Genomic DNA, 21172 nt, shown 5'->3' on the forward strand with positions numbered 1-21172 from the left:
TTAGACGATACGGCAGTGCATCCGCACTGCCGCTTTTTATCAGGAGACCCGATGACAATCACAGGACGCATTCATTCCATAGAATCTTTCGGCACCGTCGATGGTCCAGGAATTCGCTTTATTGCCTTTTTACAAGGCTGCTTAATGCGCTGTTTGTATTGCCATAATCGTGACACCTGGGATACCCATGCTGGTAAAGAAGTCACAGTCGAAGATTTGATGAAACAAATCCGCGCTTATATGAGTTTCTATGCCAATGGTGGTGGTGTAACAGCCAGTGGTGGCGAAGCCCTACTGCAGCTCGATTTTATCAATGAATGGTTTAAAGCCTGTAAGGCTGAAGGTATCAACACTTGTCTTGATACTAATGGTATGTTGCGCAAATATACCCCGGTTATCGATGAATTACTCGATAACACAGATCTGGTCATGCTTGATATTAAACAGATGAATGATGAAAAACACATTGATCTGACCAAAGTAAGCAACCAAAGAACATTACAATTTGCTGAGTATTTGGCAAAGAGACAACAAAAAACTTGGATTCGTTACGTAGTCGTTGGTGGTCATACTGATGATATCGAGTCGGCTCGTGAATTAGCCGAGTTTATTAAGCCCATGAGTAATGTCGAAAAAATCGAATTACTGCCTTATCACGAGTTGGGTAAGCATAAATGGGATGTATTGGGCGATGAATATCAGCTCAATGATGTTTCGCCGCCAAGCAGCGAAACCATGGAAAAAATAAAGGCCATTTTTGTTGAAATGGGTCTTAATGCGATCTATTGATTAATGCTTAACTTAGAGTTCTTCCCAATACTTGGGTTCTAAGCGCTCAAAAGCAAGTTTTAAAATATTTGCCATATCCTGATAACGGGCATTGGCACCTAGAGGATGGCAACTGACACCCAGGTGTTGCAGTTTAGCCGACAGTTGATTGCCCCAATCTAATAAGGTTAACGGCAACGGATGTTGAGCTCGCCATCCTAACCAAATCAGTCCCTGTATTGGTAGGCTAAGAAAAAATAGCGTCATGGCTAAGGTTTGTGGGAATACATCCCAACCTAACAGGTAAAGCTGACTGAACATGACACCTATGGCCAATGCTGGTGTTACCGGCAAGGCCAACTGAGTCGCTCGCATGACGCGGTACTCGGGAAAGTAGTAACCCAATTGTCTAACCATAGGCCAAGTCTTCATATAATGACGACCAAGTCGAATGGTTTTGAGTAGTGAAGTGCTCAATGAATAGACACCAAAAAACTGAACCTGTTGTTACCTTAGCATAGCAAAGGGCTAGACCCAAACGCTGTCAAAGAAACACAGTAACTTCGCCCATAAGGGCATACGGTGCTCCGAAGTCATTCGGAGTCAGTAGTCGAGTGGTAACACTCATTCAATGGTATAAAGGTTTTAACATGTCCAACAAATTGGTTTTGGTTCTTAACTGCGGCAGTTCTTCACTGAAATTTGCTATCATGGATGCAGTAACTGGTGATGATCATATCTCTGGTCTGGCAGAATGTTTTGGTTTAGAAGATTCTCGCATCAAGTGGAAAGTAGACGGTGCTAAGCACGAAGCACAATTAGGCGCCTTCACCGCTCACCGCGAAGCGGTTGAGTATATCGTTGACACTATTTTGGCTGCGCACCCTGCTCTGGCTGCTCAAATCCAAGCTGTAGGTCACCGTATCGTTCATGGTGGTGAGAAATTCACTCAGTCAGTGATCATTGACCAGGACGTTCTGCAAGGCATCGAAGATTGTTCTTCACTGGCTCCCTTGCACAACCCAGCTCACCTGATCGGTATCCGCGCTGCTATGGCTTCTTTCCCAAGCCTGCCACAAGTTGCTGTATTTGATACTGCTTTCCACCAGACTATGCCAGAGCACGCTTATATCTATGCTCTGCCATACAAGCTGTACCGTGAAAACGCTGTGCGTCGTTATGGTATGCATGGTACTAGCCACTTATTCGTAAGCCGTGAAGCCGCTAAAGTGCTGAACAAAAATATCACTGAAACCAATGTTATCTGTGCACACTTAGGCAACGGCGCTTCTGTTACTGCTATTAAAGGCGGTAAGAGTGTTGATACTTCTATGGGTATGACTCCATTAGAAGGTCTGGTAATGGGTACTCGTTGTGGCGATATCGACCCTTCAATCATCTTCCATTTGGTTGAGCAACTGGGTTATACCGTTCAAGAAGTTAACGACATGCTGAACAAGCAGTCTGGCTTACTGGGTATTTCTGAACTGACAAACGATTGCCGTGGTATCGAAGACGGTTTTGCTGCTGGTCACAAAGGCGCGACTTTAGCCTTAGAGATCTTCTGCTACCGTTTAGCTAAGTATATTGCTTCTTACACTGTGGCTTTAGGCCGTTTAGACGCAGTAATCTTCACCGGTGGTATCGGTGAAAACTCTGATCTGATCCGTGCTAAAGTGTTAGAAATGCTGTCTATCTTCAACTTCAACGTTGATAGCGATCGCAATAAAGCAGCACGCTTTGGCAATGGTGGCATCATCACTAAAGATGAAGGCACTGTAGCTATGGTAATCCCAACTAATGAAGAGTGGGTTATCGCTGAAGATTCAATTCGTCTGATCACTAAGTAATCAGTCAATAACAGGCCGCTCAATGAGCGGCCTGATTGGTTTGCACACTGCAAAACCATACACTTATTGAGGTTTTTATGACTCGTAAAATTATGCTCGTCCCAATCGGAACTGGTGTTGGTCTGACGTCTGTCAGCCTCGGCATGGTCCGTGCTTTAGAGCGCCATGGCGTTAAAGTTCAGTTTTTCAAGCCAATCAGCCAGTTACGTTCTCATGACTCAGGTCCAGAGCGTTCAACTACTATCTTAAGCAAATCTCCAACGGTTAACCCACTTGAGCCTTTCGACATGGAACATGCCGAAGCCTTAATCCGTGCTGATGAGCAAGATATGCTGATGGAGCAAATTATTGCTCGTGCCAGTGAATGCGCAGCTAATACTGAAACTCTGATTGTAGAAGCTTTAGTACAGACTCGTAGCCACTCTTTTGCTGATGACGTTAACTACACCATGGCTAAGGCTTTGGATGCAGATGTTATTTTCGTTGCTACTCCAGGTAACGATAGCCCAACTGCATTAATGAACCGTTTAGAAATCGCGTTCAATGCCTGGGGCGGCAGTGAAAACAAGCGTATTATCGGCGCTATCATCAACAAGATTGGTGCTCCGGTAGATGATGATGGACGTACTCGTCCTGATTTAACCGACATGTTTGATCGTGAAGCCCCTGCTCACTTGGAATCATGTGATTTATTCCAACTGCCAAGCAAGAGCCCACTGCGTATTCTTGGTAGCGTTCCATACAACATCGATTTAGTGTCGCCACGCGCCTCTGATTTAGCCAAGCACTTACGTGCTCGCATTATCAGTGCTGGTGATATGAACACTCGTCGTTTACGTAACGTGACTTTCTGTGCTCGTAGCATTCCGAACATGGTTAGCCACTTCAAGCCAGATTCACTGTTAGTGACTTCTGGCGATCGCAGTGATGTGATTGTTGCAGCCTGTTTAGCGGCCATGAATGGCGTTAAAATTGGTGCCTTATTGTTGACTGGTTCTTATGAGCCAGAGCCACAAATCATGGCATTGTGTGAGCAAGCATTTGAAACTGGTCTGCCAATCTTCCTGACAGATACCAATACTTGGCAGACGTCGCTGAATATTCAACGTTTTGATCACGAAGTACCAGTAGATGATGCCGTGCGCATTGAACTGGTTCAAGAATTCGTGGCTGGCCACGTTGATCAAGCGTGGATCCAAAGCGTTACTGAAAATTCTCCACGTGAGCACCGTTTATCGCCACCTGCTTTCCGTTACAAGTTAACTGAATTAGCACGTGCTGCCAATAAGACTGTAGTGCTGCCTGAAGGTGATGAGCCACGTACCATTAAAGCCGCTAGCATCTGTGCTGAGCGCGGTATTGCTCGTTGTGTACTGTTAGGTAATCCTGATGAGATTAAGCGTATTGCTAAACAGCAAAACGTTATCTTAGGTAAAGGCGTAGAAATCATGGATCCAGAGTTGGTTCGTGAAAACTATGTTGAACCTCTGGTTGAACTGCGTCGCAGCAAAGGCATGACTGAAGTGGTTGCTCGTGAGCAATTACAAGACAACATGGTACTGGGTACTATGATGTTAGCTCAAGGCGAAGTTGACGGTATCGTTTCTGGCGCGGTAAACACCACAGCCAATACCATTCGTCCGCCACTGCAGTTAATCAAAACTGCACCAGGTTCAAGCTTAGTATCATCTATCTTCTTTATGTTGATGCCTGATCAAGTGCTGGTTTATGGTGACTGCGCCATTAACCCAGATCCAAGTGCTGAACAGTTAGCTGATATCGCTATTCAGTCAGCTGAGTCTGCTCAAGCCTTTGGTATCGAACCAAAAGTTGCCATGATCAGTTACTCAACTGGTACTTCAGGTACTGGTAGTGATGTTGAAAAGGTACGTGAAGCAACTCGTATTGCTAAAGAAAAGCGTCCAGATCTCGTCATCGATGGCCCACTGCAGTATGACGCTGCCGTGATGCCAAACGTTGCGCGCTCTAAGGCGCCTAACAGCCCTGTTGCTGGTCAAGCCACTGTATTCGTCTTCCCAGACTTAAACACTGGTAACACCACTTATAAAGCTGTACAACGTAGTGCTGACTTAATCAGTATTGGCCCTATGCTGCAAGGCATGCGTAAGCCAGTAAACGATTTGTCTCGTGGTGCTTTGGTAGACGATATCGTTTACACCATCGCTCTGACTGCGATTCAGGCTAACCAAGCGTAATTCGCTTTCATGGTTACCTAAAAACGTCGACTCCGGTCGGCGTTTTTTTATGGCTGTAATCTGGGATTATTGTCGGACTATGAAGAAGATAGGTCACTACATGTTAATAAAATATGCTGCCGATATGCGTTTATAACACGCTATCAGTACTCACTTAAACGTCATAAAAAAACCTGCCAAGACCAATAGTAGTGCCCATGAGTATCAAAAGGTAGATTAGCTTTAAACTTAGCAATATAGCCCACTAAAATAAGCTAAATAGATGATAATTGACGGTATTTATACAGAAATGTGATGGAATTAACGACAATATTGACGTGACTCAAAAAACAACCACAACGATAAGACACTTAAAAACAATGGCTTAGTTTAGTTACCCTTAGTCATCCACATAGTTACCCACAGATTCTGTGGACAAGTATTTAGACTAGTCTTTTAGCATTGCTGTTTTTACTAGTCACTGTCAAGTGTAATGATGGGATCTCAGTGCGATCGCTCACTATTTCAGCACCAAGGGTTCGGCTATACCAAATTACAACTCATATGAGTAAATGCTCAACTGTTCTTGACATACATAGATCTAGATTTTATACCTAAGTGATTATGCTAAGTGGATAAATTGACTTATGCGCATTATTCTTCTAATAATTATCTTGCTCATTAATGGCTGTGGACCGGATCCAATAGAAGGTTCCAATACGCCAGAAAGTGCAGTGTTAGGCTTCTTTCAAGCAATTTACATAGATAATAATGTTAATGGCGCCAAAGAGTTTGTTACCCCTGAATTAGCTGAGTTATTGCAGCACTACTACCTAGCCAGTCAAATCCAGCGTCATGTATTTGCACTACCCATGACCCAAGTTAAGCTAAAAATACTAGAGGTTGAATTAGACTTCTTACGAAAATCCAGTGATGTCACGACTGTGACCATTAAGTTTGATGGCTTGAAAGGGGGTAAAGTCTGGGTAGATGATCGCAAAGTAAAAATTCGCAAAATCAGAGGTCGTTGGATAATCACAGATTTTATCGCCGAAACTAATGTCCGTGGTTAAACTCTTGCACATACAACATGATTAGCCAATGAGTATACCCAGCATACCTAGTGGTAATCTCATTTATTAAACATAAAAAAACGCAACCTTAGGCTGCGTTCTTTAATATCATTGCTAATTAAGCTTCTTCATCAAACTCGACCGGTATAGAGCCCATCACGTCGTCTTTCACTTGATAATAAGCTTCTTGATATTCATTAGTTTCCATAACTACTCCGTAGGGTCAAGGTCTAAGACATGTCTATGTTTGACATTTTGTCTCTTGTTGGTAGCTGCATTTAGCAGTATCTAGACTGAGTATACACAAAACCAATTAATAGTTACATAAAACTTTCATTTTCGTTTTACCAAAAACCTCAATATCAATGACTTAGCTGCAAATACAGTATGATCATCTTATTTTCCATGAAAGACTTTCAGAATTTACGCCAGAATTTTCTAGCTTTTTAACTCGTCACTTTGTATCGCAACACCTTTAATGACTTGTCTTCATCAACGTCAGCATAAACCTCAGGGTTAGCTAAACGCTCAATCCAAGTGAGCTGCGGCGCGGCTTCTTGCACTTGTTGCTGTAAAAAATCCATCGATAATTCCGGAGCATTGAGGCAAAGTAATAATTCAGCATCTTCGGCTAATAACTCAGGCAAGCGTCTGAGCAAACGGACATAGTCTTTCGTAGCAACAAAACTGCCCTTTTGATTGCTTGGCGGGTCGGCAATGATCACATCATAAGGTCCTAACTTTTTAAGCTTGCCCCAAGATTTAAAAATGTCGTGAGATAAGAAGCGACTGATCCCAGCAAAATCATTTTCACTGTGATTTTGTTTACCAATCGCAATGGCGCCTTTACTCATATCAATATTAATCACTTCACTAGCGCCACCTTTTAATGCCGCCAATGAAAAACCACAAGTATAAGCAAACAAGTTGAGTACTTTTTTACCTTGGCTGTGTTCGCTTACAAATCGGCGACCATTGGCCATATCCAAAAAGATGCCATGATTTTGGCCTCTATCAATATGCACTCGATAACGAATACCCGCTTCAGTGATCCAATGCGGATATGGCACTTGACCAAGGATCACTTGAGTGATGCTTTCAAGGCCTGCCCGGCATTGATACACTAAATTAAGCTGAGTATCGAGCTGCCACCACAATTGAATTTGCTCAATATAACCATCTAATTCTTCGACAGTTAATGGCTTAAAACTAGTTAATAAAATGACAGGTTCAAACCAGTCGAGACAAATATGTTCAAGGCCAGCAACCTTGCTACCTCGGCCGTGAAATAAGCGACGACTATTGTCATCTAAAGGCAATGGTATACTCGTTAATACAGGTGATAACAGGTGCATGGGTTCATCTTTTGTCAGGCAATTAGGTGAAACGAAGTGGTCATACTTACAAACCTTAACTATCAGCTACACAAGAAAGTGTTACCTTAAAGTCATAGTTACGTGCAAATACTACCAGTTTGATGCTCTTAAAATAGAATGTAGATAATACCATTGTCACTTAGCCCAGTAACTATTCCCATAAAATTAAACACGCTCAGTATTGCCATTTGTCATGACAACACGTATTAATTTCAAACAGATAATAATGAACCACTGACCATCAGCGTTTTGCTCACAAGGAAGACTGGATAATGAAAATACTCATCACTGGCGCGAGCGGATTTATTGGTCGCCACTGGCTCAACGCATTAGCTGATGAACATGACCTTGTCATCGTCAGTCGCCAAGATGCTAATAATATTAAGGACCTGCCTCTTGGGCGCATCAACATAGTCAAGCTTGAAGCATTAACTCATCTCAACGACTTTGATGTTATCTTAAATCTTGCTGGCGAACCCATTATTGATAAACGTTGGACAGCCGCGCAAAAAGAAAAGATTTGCTACAGCCGCTGGCATATCACTGACACTTTGGTGAAATTGTTATCTATATCCACCCCAAAACCTCGAGTCTTTATTAGTGCCTCAGCTATCGGTGTTTATGGCACTTGGAATACCAAACCACAGGATGAAACGACCCCCATCCGTGGGATTAGCGAGCAACCCCCCAGACAAGTCGATTTTGCCCAGCAAGTGTGTAGCACTTGGGAGCAAAAGGCCTTCGCGGCGCAATCGGAACTCACCCGAGTATGCATTATTAGAATAGGCATAGTCCTTGGTCATGGAGGTGCCTTAGCCAAAATGAAATTACCCTTTACTTTAGGTTTAGGCGGCAAGATTGCCTCGGGTAAACAAGGCATGAGTTGGATTCATATCGATGATTTAACAGCGTTAATGCTACGCTGTTTACAGGATCCTCATTTCAGCGGTATTTATAACGGCACGGCCCCTAACCCTGTGAGTAATAATGATTTTACGCAAGCGTTAGGCAAGCAATTACAGCGCCCAACATTATTTTCTGTTCCGGCATTCGTGTTAAACTCTTTATTAGGTGAAAGTGCTAGCTTACTCACGCAAGGCCAATATATTTTGCCAACACGTGCCATCAACCAAGGTTTTCAGTTTAATTATCCGACCATAGCAACAGCCTTAGCACAAATCTATAGTAAAAATACCCGCTAAATAGCGACTCATTGAATTCCTTCTATAATAGAAATTCGATACTATTTGATAATGAAATGACCGCTGACATTAGCTGTCAGCCAATTTTTAGTTAAAAAAATAGCTTCAATATATCTTCCAAGGAGTAACTAAGGTATAACGGCGCAATGAAAATACCTAAACGCTTACAACCGTTAGTGGATGACGGTTTGGTTGACCAAGTGATCAGCCAACTGATGAGTGGCAAGGAAGCCACGGTTTATATGGTGCGATGCGGCCAAGATATCCGCTGCGCTAAAGTTTATAAAGAAGCCAATCAGCGCAGCTTTAAGAAAGCGGCTCAATATCAAGAGGGCCGTAAAAGCCGCAATAGCCGCCGTGCCCGCGCGATGGAGAAAGGCTCTAAATATGGTCGTGATCAGCAAGAATCCGCTTGGCAAAATGCCGAAGTAGATGCTCTGTTTACCTTAGCGGATGCTAACGTTAGAGTACCAACCCCTTACGGTTGCTTTGATGGCGTGTTATTAATGGAACTCATCACAGATGCTCATGGCGATGTTGCCCCGCGTCTTAATGATGTCAGCTTCCCTGAAGAACAAGCCTTAAGAGACCATGCCACAGTCATGCAAGATATAGTGCGGATGCTATGCGCAGGTCTTGTTCATGGCGACTTATCTGAATTTAATGTGCTGGTCGATGAGCAAGGGCCTGTCATTATTGACTTGCCACAAGCGGTTAACGCTGCAGCCAATAATAATGCTAAAGCCATGCTCAAACGTGACGTCAATAATATGACCCAATATTATGGTCAATTTGCGCCGCAGTTATTGACGAGCCAATATGCCGATGAAATTTGGAGCTTGTTTGAAAAGGGTGAACTATTCCCTGATTCAGTTCTAACCGGTCATTTTGATGCTCCGACTCATGAAGCTGATGTTTCAGCCGTGCTTGATGAAATTAGGGCAGCGTTTGATGAAGAGCAAGAAAGACGCGAGCGCATAAAAGAAGCGGAAGAAGTTTAATTCTGTTTATTTGTTAATGACCTAGCTACTAAGTTAATAAATTAGTTTGCTTATATGAATCACGACTCATTGCAACGCCATTAATTTCACCTGTTTTAATGAAAGGGCATAAAGATTAAATCTTTATGCCCTTTTTGTATTCAACGCTCTGTATTCATATTCAAACTGCTTGATTCGCCCCATCACTTTACTGAAACACCAGCTTGCTGGTATTTAAGACTTAAGCTGTGAGTAATTGCCGACAATTTTTATTAAGTAATTGCCGGCAGCGCCATAATCCTAGTAATGCAACCAAGGTAGCACCGAATAACGGGGCTAATAACCACCAGCTTGGATGCCAAATAACATTTAACTCAAACACCTGAGTCTTTAATAGATATAAAGTAAACTCAGCCACTATCGTCGCTATCACGCCTGAAATGGCGCCCAATAACGCGAACTCTAATGCCGTTGACATTTTAAGTAACCGACCACTGCCACCAAAGGTGCGCAGCACAGCGAGCTCTCGTTGCCGCATCGCCATTCCAGCTTCGGTTTGCGCAAACAGTACTAAGCTGCTGGCAGCCAGCACCAATACTAAGACGAGGCTTAGCGACACAGATACTTGGTCGACAATGCCGCGCAGCTGCGACATCATGGCGCCAACATCGATAATGGCTAAGGTTGGAAACTCTTGAATAAGCGTTAAAATCTTATCCTTCTGACTATCATCAAGATAAAAACTAGTCATAGCGGTATAAGCAAACGGCGCCAAATCTTGCTCGTGAAACAACATAAAGAAATTAGGCTGTAAACTTTCCCAACGCACTAATCGAATACTAGTCACTTTGACATCAAGCGCCTGATTATCAATGCGATAACTTAATACATCACTAAGCACGATACCTAAACGTTCAGCCACTTTTGATTCAATCGAGACTTCACCAGCATGCTGATGGTACTCGCCCTCTATAATTTGATTATGCGCAGGCACATTCGCCTGCCAACTCAAATTAAGCTCTCTATCAATGCCCACACGACCAGCATCACCTTGCTTAGCCATGGCTGCAGAAATCAATGACTCGCCATTAATAGCGACCAATCTTGCGCGCACCACAGGATATACATCCCCTAGCGTCATCTGCTGGTCAGTAAAAAATTGCTGAAGGCGCGCTTCATCCTCAGGGGCAATATTCACTAAAAAGTAATTAGGGGCATCGGCTGGTAATTGCGATCGCCATTCACTCAATAAATCATTACGCAAAGCAAGAATAGTGAGGAGTAACACTAACGCGCTTGAAAAGCCGACTAATTGCACCACATTTTGGCGTGCACGGCGCCTAAGTCCAGCCAGGGCTAATTGTAAGGGATTGGAAGTCCGTATTCCCACGCCATGGCCTAAGCGGACCATCAACATACCTAAGAGAGCCAGTAATGCCCCAAGTAGACCGCCGCCAGCCAATACCAATAAGGTTAAGGTTAATGAGCCACTGTAGAGATAGCCTAATAAGCCCATAGCTAACATGCTCAGTACTATATGCACCCAGTTACCCAGCGCTAGACCTTGCAAGTCGGCCTGAAAGACTCGTAGTGGCGGAATTGCCAACAATCGCCACAACGGATAGACACAGAACATAAAGGCGCTAATTAAGCCTGTGAGTAACCCAAGTGCAGCCGGACGCCACCAGCTTGGGCTATTGGATGCCAGCTCTGCTGGTAGCATCAAGCTCACGGCGTTATCTAACATTAGCCCTAAGAATAAGCCTGCAATAATCCCCGCAAGACTAACTAGCAGCAGATGTAAGCCAAAGATATGGCGAATTTGCTGACTGCTGGCGCCAAAAGTTTTTAGCATAGCGACAACATCGTAATGGCGCTCACAATAGCGTTGCGCGGCAATAGCTATCGCTGCGCAGGCTAGCGCGATACCAAGCAAGCTGGCTAATAGTAAAAACTGCTCCGCGCGATTAATGGCTTTGGCAATGGGGGATTCTGATGAAGTCACGTCACTTAATCGCTGCGAGTTATTCAGCAGCGGCGTAACATAATCTTCAAACGCTTTAAGGGCGTCACTGTCTCCAGCAAATTGGTACAAGTAATTTACGCGGCTGCCTGGTTGCACCACTTGGGTAGCCTCCACATCGCTCATAGCGATTAACACTATGGGCGACTGCGCAAAAGGATTAAAACCGGCATCGGGCAAACGCCTGATTTCTTGCGTCAACCTAAACTCAGTTAAGCCCAACTCTAATGCTTGCGGTTGGCCTAATAGGCCGGCTAAGCGCCCTTCAAACCACATTTCACCACTTTGTGGTAACTGCTCAGTGTTACCTGATGTCAGCTCAATCTCACCTTTTAGCGGATAATGCTCATCAACGGCGCGCACTGTGACTAATTGAAATCTATCATCATGAAACAACATGGAATTGAAAATCATGTTAGTGGCAGAGCTCAGGCCTAAACTTTTGGCTTTGTCTAACCATGCAGCCTCGATGGCTTGCGGCGAATCTAAAGTTAGATCGGCGGCAATGAATTCACTGGCCTGAGTGCGAATAGCGCTTTGCAAGCGTTCGCTCACGCCCGCTAAGCCACTTACTGCCATTACCGCTAAGGCGATTGCCAAAATAATCAGCATTAGCTGACCTTGAAGCAATTCTCGACGAAATAAGCGCCATGCTAGCGGAGCACTATTAGTCATAGCGCCTCCGTCAACACAACCCGCGCTGTTGTTTCTTTTATTGCCGTCACTTCCGTTAATTGACCATCATGCATCAATAACTGCCGCTGACAGCGGCGTGCTAGTTTTTCATCATGAGTTACCAGCACTAAGGTGGTATCGCTGTGCTCATTCATGGCAAAGAGCATATCGGCAATTTTCTCACCGTTTTGCGCATCTAAGTTACCTGTGGGTTCGTCGGCAAATAACACTTTGGGGCGACAAATAAAGGCTCTAGCAATGGCCACTCGTTGCTGCTCGCCGCCAGATAATTGTTTAGGTAAGTGATTAATGCGATGAGCTAAGCCTACTTTTGTTAACAAGGCTAACGCTTGGCTTTTGGCATCTTTAACCCCAGCAAGCTCAGCCGGCAGCATCACATTTTCAAGGGCGTTTAACGTACCAACCAATAGAAATGACTGAAAAATAAAGCTTAACTTATCTTTTCTGATTTTAGCTTTAGCTTCTTCATCTAAGCTTGCCAGTGAAATTCCATCTAACATAATATCGCCGCGACTTGGAGTATCCATAGCCGCAAGTAAGCCTAATAAGCTTGATTTACCTGACCCCGATGGACCCATAATTGCGATAGTTTCTCCACACTTGACTTCAAGATTGATGCCCCGCAGGATAGTTAACTCGCCTTCTTGGGTATGGACAATTTTTTCAAGGTTGATTGAGCGAATGATATTATTTTCCACACTAAAGTCCTTATGTTCTTGGCTGCAGCAGTCACTGCTGTTATCTATCACTACGTTAACTATCGCATCATCAAGCTATAGCGCCACGGTATTGATTTTAGGCGATAGCTTAAGCGCCGCTTATGGCATATCAGAAGAGCAAGGCTGGGTACAATTACTCCAAGACCAACTCCCGCAGCATCAAATAATTAATGCCTCAGTGAGCGGCGAAATCACCAGTGGTGCCCTTAGACGTTTACCAGCCATATTGGCGGCCCAAGATGTCGATGTTGTTGTCATCGAACTTGGGGGTAATGATGGCCTTCGCGGCTTTGCACCACAACAATTAAAAGAAAATCTTACACAATTAATTCAGCTATCACAAAAAGCCAACGCTAAGGTATTACTGACTGAAATCATGGTTCCCCCTAATTACGGCCCTAAGTATGCGGCGCAATTTAATGCCGTATACCATCAATTAGCAGGCAGTGAGCAAGTGACCTTAGTGCCATTTTTTATGACTGAAATCGCCCCGCATCCTCGGTTAATGCAAAGAGACAACCTACATCCTAATCGCGAGGCACAGCCTCTTATCAGCGCGTGGATGCAGCCTTATATCTTAGATAGCATTGGTGATTGATTTTTTAGCATTTGACGATAGACTATTGCGTTTTTGCGGCATGACATAGTCATGTCCGCTAGTTATCGGAGAATGCCATGCGCATTCAAGCTTTATCCCTTTGTATCATGGCAGGCAGTATGGCGATTGCCGCACCTGTGTTGGCCACGACCGAGGAAGCTCGCACGGATCTACTTCAATTTCCGTCTAATACTAAGTATGACTGGGTTAAATTAACCTCGGATGAAATCCTAAGAGGCGACATCAAGAACCTCTATGATGACAAATTGCTCTTTGATAGTGATACTCTCGATGATTTGTCACTCGATTGGGAAGACATTTTATGGCTGCAAAGCGCAGGCACTGTTAGCGTTGGTTTTACCGACTTAACCACTCGCACAGGCAAACTCTCCATTCGTGATGGTAAGGCTTATATTGATGGGGTTGAGTTTAACCCTAACGACATCATGACCATTATTGCAGGTGAAGATACTGAGGCTAATTACTGGTCAACCAAGATCACCTTAGGTGCTAACTTACGTTCAGGTAACACTGAACAACTTGATTATTCTGCCATAGCGAAAACCACTCGCCGCAGCACAGAATCCAGATTCAAAGCCGATTATATTGGTAACTATAGCCGCAGTGAAGGCGATAGCACAGCCAATAATCATCGCCTAAACAGCACCTTTGACTGGTTTATTTCTAAGCGTTTTTATCTGCGCCCAGTTTTTGCCGAAGTATATAAAGACCCATTTTTAAACTTAAACTACCGAACAACTGTAGGTTCGGGTGTAGGTTATAACATCATAGATAACAGTAAGACTGAATGGAGCATCTCAGGTGGTCCAGCGTACTCTTACACCCGCTATGACCATGTAGAAGCCGACCAAGCGCGCGCAGAATCGTCAGCATCTGTAGTTCTCGACACTGTCTATGACACTGAAATCACCAAGGATATTGATTTCACTGCACAATACCGCATGCAGTATGGCAATCAAGAGTCAGGTGGCTATACCCACCATGCCGTCAGTACCTTATCCGTTGAACTGACTGACATCTTTGATTTAGATTTATCTTTCGTGTGGGATCACACCCAAAACCCTAAAGCCAATAGCAGTGGTGTGGTGCCAATGCAAAATGACTATCAAGTCATTATTGGTTTTGGTATCGACTTATAAGTCGCATTAAACAAAATAAGCTCACCTAGGCGTAATGGGATACTTGTTGGTGGGCTTATTTTTTATCTAGATACTTATTTTTATCGAGATAACAGGTCACGGCTAACGCATGCTTAATTCACGCCAGGAATGCGTGCAATTCCACCAACATCTTAGCTAAATAGTGTATTTATGAAGCAAATCAATATTTCCATCGTTAACTATTGTTAGGCTCTTGTGTAATGACAATTACAAGGAGTAAGTATGTCGTCTCGTCATTTACAAAAAGCTTATGTGCCCATTGATACCCGTACTGTGCAATACATTAGTGCCGAGTTTCTCTATTCAGACACGGTCAAACAAGCCTTTGCCTCGCTAGAAGCCATGACAAACGTCATTTTTTCACTCGCGGATGACAATGAGATTTTAAATTGCCATGTGATAGCCAATGATAAGTTGCCATTGGTCAGGCATAACAGTGAATCTTACTGCATTGAAAATGATCATCAGGTGTTTATTTTCTATAACCCTAATTGTCATGAAGCCAGAAAACTGATTCAAACGCCCAGGCAAATCCCGCGTAAAATTCGTATTGTGTGTTTAGCCACAGGCACAGATATTCGTTCTTCCTCAGCGCATTTTCATCGTCAAGTGCAGCGCCTCGTCAGCCAATTTAAACAGTCCTGCGGTCTGACTATTGATATTAAAATTCGCGATCACCAGCATTTAGCCTATGACATGTTTGCTAGCCATAAAGGCAACAAGCAAAGCTTTGGTTATAAGTTTCGCGCCTTACCTATGCGCTATCAGGCGCGCGAATGTCAATTGCCAGAAGTGTCTAATAGCCGCAACTTTATTACGGTAAGCCTACCGCTCACGCGCCGCTTAATGACGAGTTTAGATAGAGAGCACGACTACGCCGCCTTATACCAAGCCTTAGAAGATAAGTTTGCCACCGCCTTAAGTCTTAGCCCTATCAAGCATGCCGCCATGATTGCCAATGGTCAATTAGGCTTAGTGCGTAACAGTAAATTTACTGACCAACAAAGCCAGCATGACGTGGTGATGTTAGGCTTTGATCCGCGCGCCAATCACTTGCAACTACAAAGCCATTGGCAAGCCGACAAACTGGTCGCCACGGCTGAATTTATCTTAGTTGCCAGAGCCGATGATCAGTTTGATAGTTGTTACGGCCGCTTCATCAATCAAGTGGAATTATTGCTGCAGCAATTTGCCAATGAGATTGGCCTCAATCAACATCAAGATGAGTTAATGATCCGCTTTCACCAGCATTTAAGCTATATAGCTCCATAAGAGTTTTCATAGGTGCAGTAAGTGACTTTTACTGCGCCTTTCTAAGCTTTTAAGTGGCGATCTTTCACCTCAGCACTAGCTGCCCTATTTAACCTCACTCTGGTTATCAATCTCCCACGTCTTAGTTCGCCTAGCTCCTCAAACTTAATTGTTAATTAAATGTGGCCAGATTTCACATTGAATATTAAATGCGTCAATGCAATCTTTTGCTAATACAAATAACAATGAAAAGCAGGAGATGCTATGTCCAACAAGATGCCTCAATGGTTATTGCCAAGTGTATTGTCAGTCGCCATCGCCCTATCACTCTCAAGTTGTAACAATGATGATAATCCTCCACTGGTAGAAGTGACGCCACCCACAGTCGAACCCGAGAACCCCTTTCCAGCAGGCGCGATTATCATAGACGCTGGTGACAACTTAACCTCGCGAATTCAAGCCGCATTCATCAATGCCCAAAGTGGTGATGTCATCGCCTTACCTAAAGGCGAGTTTATGATTGAATCCACCTTACTTTTTGATGGTGACGTGGATGGTGACGGTAGCTTTGCTAAAAACATTACCATCACAGGTTATGGCAAAGATAAAACCATACTCAACTTTGCCAATGCTAAGTCAGGCGATGGTATTTTGGTTGAAAACGCCCGCAACATTATTATTCAAGATCTCGCCGTCAACGAAGCTAAAAACAACGGCATCAAGCTTAAAAATACCAACGGTATTATTTTGCGCCGAGTTGCCACTATTTGGGGCGGTGCGCTGGATAAAGACAACGGCGCTTATGGCTTATACCCAGTCGAATGCGAAAACATTCTGATTGAAGACTCTTATGTGCGCGGCAGTGCCGATGCCGGTATTTATGTGGGTCAATCCCAATACATAGTGGTGCGCCGCAATATAGCCAAAGAGAACGTCGCGGGTATTGAGATTGAAAACTCAAAATATGCTGATGTCTATAACAACGAAGCCATGGGTAATACCGGCGGTGTGTTAATTTTTGACTTGCCTATAGGTAATCAAAGATACGGCTCAAGCGTGCGGGTATTTAATAACAAAATTTATGACAACAATACCCCCAATTTTGCCAATGCGTCAGCTAATCCCGCCGGTGTTCACATAGTGCCACCCGGCACAGGCTTAATTGTGCTTTCTACCGCGGATGTAGAAATCTTTGATAATACCATTACCGGTCATGACACCTTGGGAGTCACAGTTAGCAGCTTCTTTATCGCTGAGCCTGATATCCAAGCCTTTGTTGGCACTTATGGTCAACCCGGTCAAGCCATTAGCGATGGTTGGCGCCCAACCCCGCGCAACATTTATTTGCATGATAACCTCATCACAGATTACGGCACTAAGCCTAACGGTTATTTAATCAAGGATATTATTCAGGCCTATGTTCTGACCCATGGCAATATGCCCGGCATTCTTTACGATGGTTTAGGGGAATTACTGTCTAACAATGGCACCTCTGCCTACTTAGGTTTAAAAGAATTACCCTTTGCTAGCGATGGCAGTGGCAATGTGTGCGCGCAAAATAATGGCGATGTTTCCATTGGTCAAATGTATTCCAACGACAATACCGATCTTAATATTGCCAACATTCTCTATGAGCGCAAAGCCACTAACTTACTTAATTGCGCGCAGGTGAGCTTGCCCGTTCATACCGTTACCTTTGGTGATAAAACCTTTGGTTGCGGCGTGGATGATGATACTAAAGGGTGTGATGGCGGTAATCTCGTTGGCGGTGGAGGTAGCATAGGTGAAGGTGAAGGCGGCTTAGTCGGCGATGGCGATTTATCTTTATGCACTAGCGCCGCAGGTCAAGTGAATTGGAATGCCTTACTTGGAGCCAATTGTCCAAAACTCTCTGATTACCAACTGTTTGCCGATAAAACCAACCCAACCATTAACCCACAATCAAGCGGCATGCCTTATTGGTTAAACACTGAGTTATTTACCGATTACGCCAGTAAGTATCGCTTTGTGTTTGTGCCTCATGGACAAGCCGCTACTTACTCTCAAAATGAAAGTTTTGATTTCCCTGTAGGTACTGTGATTGCAAAAACCTTCGCATTACCGCAAAACACGGCTAATCGCGGTTTTGCCAATGAAGAACTGATTGAAACGCGCCTATTAATTAAACGCGCCACAGGCTGGACGGCCCTACCCTTTGTGTGGAACGCCCAAAAATCTGATGCGATGTTAACTAAACCTGGGGCGATTCAGGCGAAAACTATCACCCATGAAGGGGCAAGTTTAAGCTTTGATTATGTGGTGCCATCCACCAATCAATGTAAGCAATGTCATCAATTTAAACCCAGCAGCGATGCTAACTCAGTGTTTATGCCCATAGGTCCAAAGGCGCGGCACTTAAACAATACTGTGGATTATGGCGCTGGTACAGTAAACCAATTAACTCACTGGCAAAGTAGCGGTATTTTGAGTCAATTACCTGATTTAGCTCAAGTACCTAAGCAGCCAGTATTTAAGGATAGTGATGCCGCTACCGTTAACGCATTATCTGATAGTGAATTGATGGCCACAGCTAAAGGCTATTTGGATATCAACTGTGCCCATTGCCACCGTCCTGAAGGTAACGCCTCGAATACCGGTCTTAAATTGGAATACTGGCGTCCCTATGACAGTGAAAATGCCTTTGCTCATGGCACTTGTAAGTCCCCGGTCGCTTATGGCGGCGGCGATTTAGGTTATGACATAGTGCCTGGTAGCCCAGATAAATCCATTATGCACTTTAGAATGGACTCGACTAATCCTGGTGACAGAATGCCAGAAATTGGTCGCAGCTTAAGTCATGATGAAGGTGTTGCCTTAATTCATGAATGGATTAAGCGCTTACCAGCAGCGGCTTGCTCGCAGTAAGTAGCCAAGCCAATAACCTCAGACCAAGTTAGCAAACGCTAGCTTGGTCTGAACTTTTAATCGAGGAGCTTAAACAACAGCCTTTAGTCACTTGCTAGCATGCTCTAACCGTTAACGATTAACCAAGCCACGACTATTATTGGCGAAAATAGCCTGGCGGCAACCCTAGCCAATGCTTAAAGCTCTGCCTGAAATGACACACATCCGAGTATCCCATTTGCTCTGCAATCTCATTCACGCTTAATTGCCCTTGAATGATCAACGCGAGCGCCGTTTGACTCCGCACTAAATCGAGCAGCACCTGATAGCTGCAATGGGTGTTAGCTAAGCGCCGTCTTAAGGTGCGCTCACTCATATTAAGCGCCGCGGCAACGGTCGCAAAGGCAGGCACGCAGGGACTTGCATCCCTAAGATAGTTAATCACTTGCTCGCTAATTGAATCGCGCGCAGCCTCGTCAGCAACACTGAGCGCACTAACACCGGTACTCACAGGTAAAGCTAACCACGACTTAGCTATACGCCATTGGCAAATATCACTGTTAAACCGGATATCTGCTGCTAAATCTTCGCCAATAGTGATGTCGTTTGCGCTGCATGATAATTCAATAACGCTGAACTGCACCGGCGCAAGCGTTAACTGGCGCGCGACTATCATTAATGCGGTCACGCTCAACACAAATAAATCGCAATAAACATCTTTGGCTAAGCCGCCGGTATTAAGCCAACGAATTGAGAGAGAATCGCCATTATCTTGCACTACAGAGTCTGAAAAACTGCCCACTAACTGCGGGTTATTGATGATTAATAACAAACACTCAGATAAATCCGCGCACCCACTTAAATGCGGTAACAGTAAATCTAAGTCACTAGGCTGATATTCCTGACCAATTAAGGCGCCAGCTGAGCGCCCAAGCCAAAGTCTGGCGTAACGCATAGCTAAGTGCACTTGCCAGACGTAAACCTTGGTTGAACTGAGTAATTGCGAACGACTTAAATTAAGCTCTTCAAACAATTCGGCGAGCTGACGCTTAGGCTCAGGCAAATATTTCTCTAAAGATGAGATAATGTTTTTGAGTTCATATGCAGGATAAGCCTGATCGCCAACCGTCGCTTGCGCCTTATAACCAAACATAAAAAATCCTTACCAAACCACATTAACACTAACTTAACAAAGGATTATTTGAATACAAGAAGCTTTTGACATTCCATAAAAAAAGCCTGCACAAGGCAGGCTTCAATCACACTCTCATGTTCACATTATGATTAATGAGTTGACTGATTTTTCTCGGCCAACTTATTAAAAATGGCACTGACAGATAACGAAGCACCATGGGCAATCTTATCGGCCAGCTTTTTCTTGATTTGATATCTAACCTTGATAACTGTTTTGTTGCGCGCTAGGTCTAACAACACATCATCACTAGTACTGATTTTATCCACCAGCCCTAATGCTAACGCTTGTTGACCGTACCAATGCTCACCGGTTGCCACGACACTCAAATCCAATTGCGGGCGATAATTGCTCACGAAGGTTTTAAATAATTCATGAGTGGCTTCCAATTCTTCTTGAAACTTAGCGCGACCTTCATCAGTATTCTCACCAAATACAGTTAAAGTACGCTTGAAATTACCGGCAGTGTGCTGCTCATAATCAATGTCGTGCTTCTTTAATAACTTATTAAAATTAGGGATTTGCGCTATAACGCCAATCGAGCCCACAATGGCAAAAGGAGCGGCAATCACAGTATTGGCCACACATGCCATCATATAACCACCACTGGCCGCGACTTTATCGACGCAGATAGTTAATGGGATATTGGCTTGACGAATTCTATCAAGCTGGCTTGCCGCTAAACCGTAACCATGCACCATGCCGCCGCCACTTTCAACGTTGACAATCACTTCATCTGCGCTAGTCGCTATGGTTAAAATCGCGCTAATTTCTTCGCGCAAAGAAGCCACTTCACTAGCATCAATGCTGCCTTTAAAGTCAATCACATAGACGCGAGAAACTGGCTCTTCATCCACTTGTTTATCTTTGGCTTTTTGCTCATCTTTTAATTGTTTGTCATAGGCTTTTAATTGCTTCTTATTGAGCAGTTGCTCCTGCAGGTGATGCGTTAACTCCTGCAATTCTTCGCTGATATTGGTTAAGCGTAATTCACCAGCCTGAGGCCTTTGTCTTACGGCGCTGGCTAACACTAAAATAACTATGGCGCCAATGGCAACGACAACTGTGACAGCCTTGGCCAAAAATAGGCCATATTCATAAATAAATTCCAACACTTACTCCAAGCTTATGGACGCCAAATACCCTTGGCAAATTCAATGACGCTTATTCTAACAGCCGTAATCA

The 21172-nt window shown here is 44.0% G+C and carries 16 protein-coding genes; 10 read left to right on the forward strand and 6 right to left on the reverse strand.

Annotated features, from left to right (window positions below):
* Nucleotides 1–51 precede the first annotated feature (51 nt).
* On the forward strand, nt 52–789 hold the full coding sequence (gene pflA / locus AC1HDP_RS06335) for a pyruvate formate lyase 1-activating protein (protein ID WP_479638088.1): 738 nt from the start codon (nt 52–54) through the stop codon (nt 787–789).
* Between the two features lie 12 nt (nt 790–801).
* On the opposite strand, the gene yfbV is transcribed toward pflA, so the two are convergent.
* Nucleotides 802–1245, reverse strand: coding sequence for a terminus macrodomain insulation protein YfbV (gene yfbV / locus AC1HDP_RS06340; protein ID WP_479638089.1), 444 nt, complete (start codon nt 1243–1245; stop codon nt 802–804).
* 173 nt (nt 1246–1418) lie between these two features.
* On the opposite strand from yfbV, the gene ackA reads away from it, so the two are divergent.
* The 3 genes from ackA to AC1HDP_RS06355 all read left to right on the forward strand — a co-directional run bounded on the left by ackA (nt 1419) and on the right by AC1HDP_RS06355 (nt 5886).
* Nucleotides 1419–2618 (forward strand): acetate kinase, encoded by a 1200-nt coding sequence (ackA, locus tag AC1HDP_RS06345; RefSeq protein ID WP_479638090.1) that lies wholly within the window; start codon nt 1419–1421, stop codon nt 2616–2618.
* Between the two features lie 77 nt (nt 2619–2695).
* Complete coding sequence (pta, locus tag AC1HDP_RS06350; protein WP_479638091.1) at nt 2696–4834, forward strand: phosphate acetyltransferase; 2139 nt, start codon at nt 2696–2698, stop codon at nt 4832–4834.
* 626 nt (nt 4835–5460) lie between these two features.
* On the forward strand, nt 5461–5886 hold the full coding sequence (locus tag AC1HDP_RS06355) for a nuclear transport factor 2 family protein (protein ID WP_479638092.1): 426 nt from the start codon (nt 5461–5463) through the stop codon (nt 5884–5886).
* Between the two features lie 446 nt (nt 5887–6332).
* On the opposite strand, the gene AC1HDP_RS06360 is transcribed toward AC1HDP_RS06355, so the two are convergent.
* Nucleotides 6333–7241 (reverse strand): class I SAM-dependent methyltransferase, encoded by a 909-nt coding sequence (locus tag AC1HDP_RS06360; protein ID WP_479638093.1) that lies wholly within the window; start codon nt 7239–7241, stop codon nt 6333–6335.
* 293 nt (nt 7242–7534) lie between these two features.
* Here AC1HDP_RS06360 and AC1HDP_RS06365 point away from each other — a divergent pair, with 293 nt between their 5' ends.
* On the forward strand, nt 7535–8464 hold the full coding sequence (locus tag AC1HDP_RS06365; RefSeq protein WP_479638094.1) for a TIGR01777 family oxidoreductase: 930 nt from the start codon (nt 7535–7537) through the stop codon (nt 8462–8464).
* Between the two features lie 146 nt (nt 8465–8610).
* Nucleotides 8611–9465 carry a PA4780 family RIO1-like protein kinase gene (locus AC1HDP_RS06370; RefSeq protein ID WP_479638095.1) on the forward strand — a complete coding sequence of 285 codons (855 nt, stop codon included), beginning with the start codon at nt 8611–8613 and terminating at the stop codon, nt 9463–9465.
* 220 nt (nt 9466–9685) lie between these two features.
* Here the strand turns inward: AC1HDP_RS06370 and AC1HDP_RS06375 are convergent, their stop codons facing one another.
* Both AC1HDP_RS06375 and AC1HDP_RS06380 read right to left on the reverse strand, forming a co-directional pair.
* A complete protein-coding gene (locus AC1HDP_RS06375) occupies nt 9686–12142 on the reverse strand; it encodes an ABC transporter permease (protein WP_479638096.1) in 2457 nt (818 codons plus the stop codon).
* The gene (locus AC1HDP_RS06380) at nt 12139–12861 is read right to left on the reverse strand and encodes an ABC transporter ATP-binding protein (RefSeq protein ID WP_479638097.1); all 723 of its coding nucleotides are present in this window, start codon (nt 12859–12861) and stop codon (nt 12139–12141) included. Before AC1HDP_RS06380 ends, AC1HDP_RS06375 begins: the two co-directional genes overlap by 4 nt.
* Before the next feature lie 61 nt (nt 12862–12922).
* Between AC1HDP_RS06380 and AC1HDP_RS06385 the strand changes: the two genes are divergently transcribed.
* From AC1HDP_RS06385 to AC1HDP_RS06400, 4 genes are all read left to right on the forward strand, one after another.
* On the forward strand, nt 12923–13480 hold the full coding sequence (locus AC1HDP_RS06385; RefSeq protein ID WP_479639839.1) for an arylesterase: 558 nt from the start codon (nt 12923–12925) through the stop codon (nt 13478–13480).
* Nucleotides 13481–13557: 77 nt separating this feature from the next.
* Nucleotides 13558–14640 carry a DUF481 domain-containing protein gene (locus tag AC1HDP_RS06390; protein WP_479638098.1) on the forward strand — a complete coding sequence of 361 codons (1083 nt, stop codon included), beginning with the start codon at nt 13558–13560 and terminating at the stop codon, nt 14638–14640.
* A gap of 243 nt (nt 14641–14883) precedes the next feature.
* Nucleotides 14884–15933: a DUF3083 family protein gene (locus AC1HDP_RS06395; protein ID WP_479638099.1), complete on the forward strand. Its 1050-nt coding sequence runs from the start codon at nt 14884–14886 to the stop codon at nt 15931–15933.
* 243 nt (nt 15934–16176) lie between these two features.
* Nucleotides 16177–18816 carry a parallel beta-helix domain-containing protein gene (locus AC1HDP_RS06400; protein ID WP_479638100.1) on the forward strand — a complete coding sequence of 880 codons (2640 nt, stop codon included), beginning with the start codon at nt 16177–16179 and terminating at the stop codon, nt 18814–18816.
* 136 nt (nt 18817–18952) lie between these two features.
* Here AC1HDP_RS06400 and AC1HDP_RS06405 read toward each other — a convergent pair whose 3' ends face one another.
* The gene (locus tag AC1HDP_RS06405; RefSeq protein WP_479638101.1) at nt 18953–19948 is read right to left on the reverse strand and encodes a helix-turn-helix transcriptional regulator; all 996 of its coding nucleotides are present in this window, start codon (nt 19946–19948) and stop codon (nt 18953–18955) included.
* Nucleotides 19949–20079: 131 nt separating this feature from the next.
* Nucleotides 20080–21099 carry a protease SohB gene (gene sohB / locus AC1HDP_RS06410; protein WP_479638102.1) on the reverse strand — a complete coding sequence of 340 codons (1020 nt, stop codon included), beginning with the start codon at nt 21097–21099 and terminating at the stop codon, nt 20080–20082.
* Between the last annotated feature and the right edge of the window lie 73 nt (nt 21100–21172).

The organism is Shewanella sp. ISS20 (assembly GCF_056522965.1).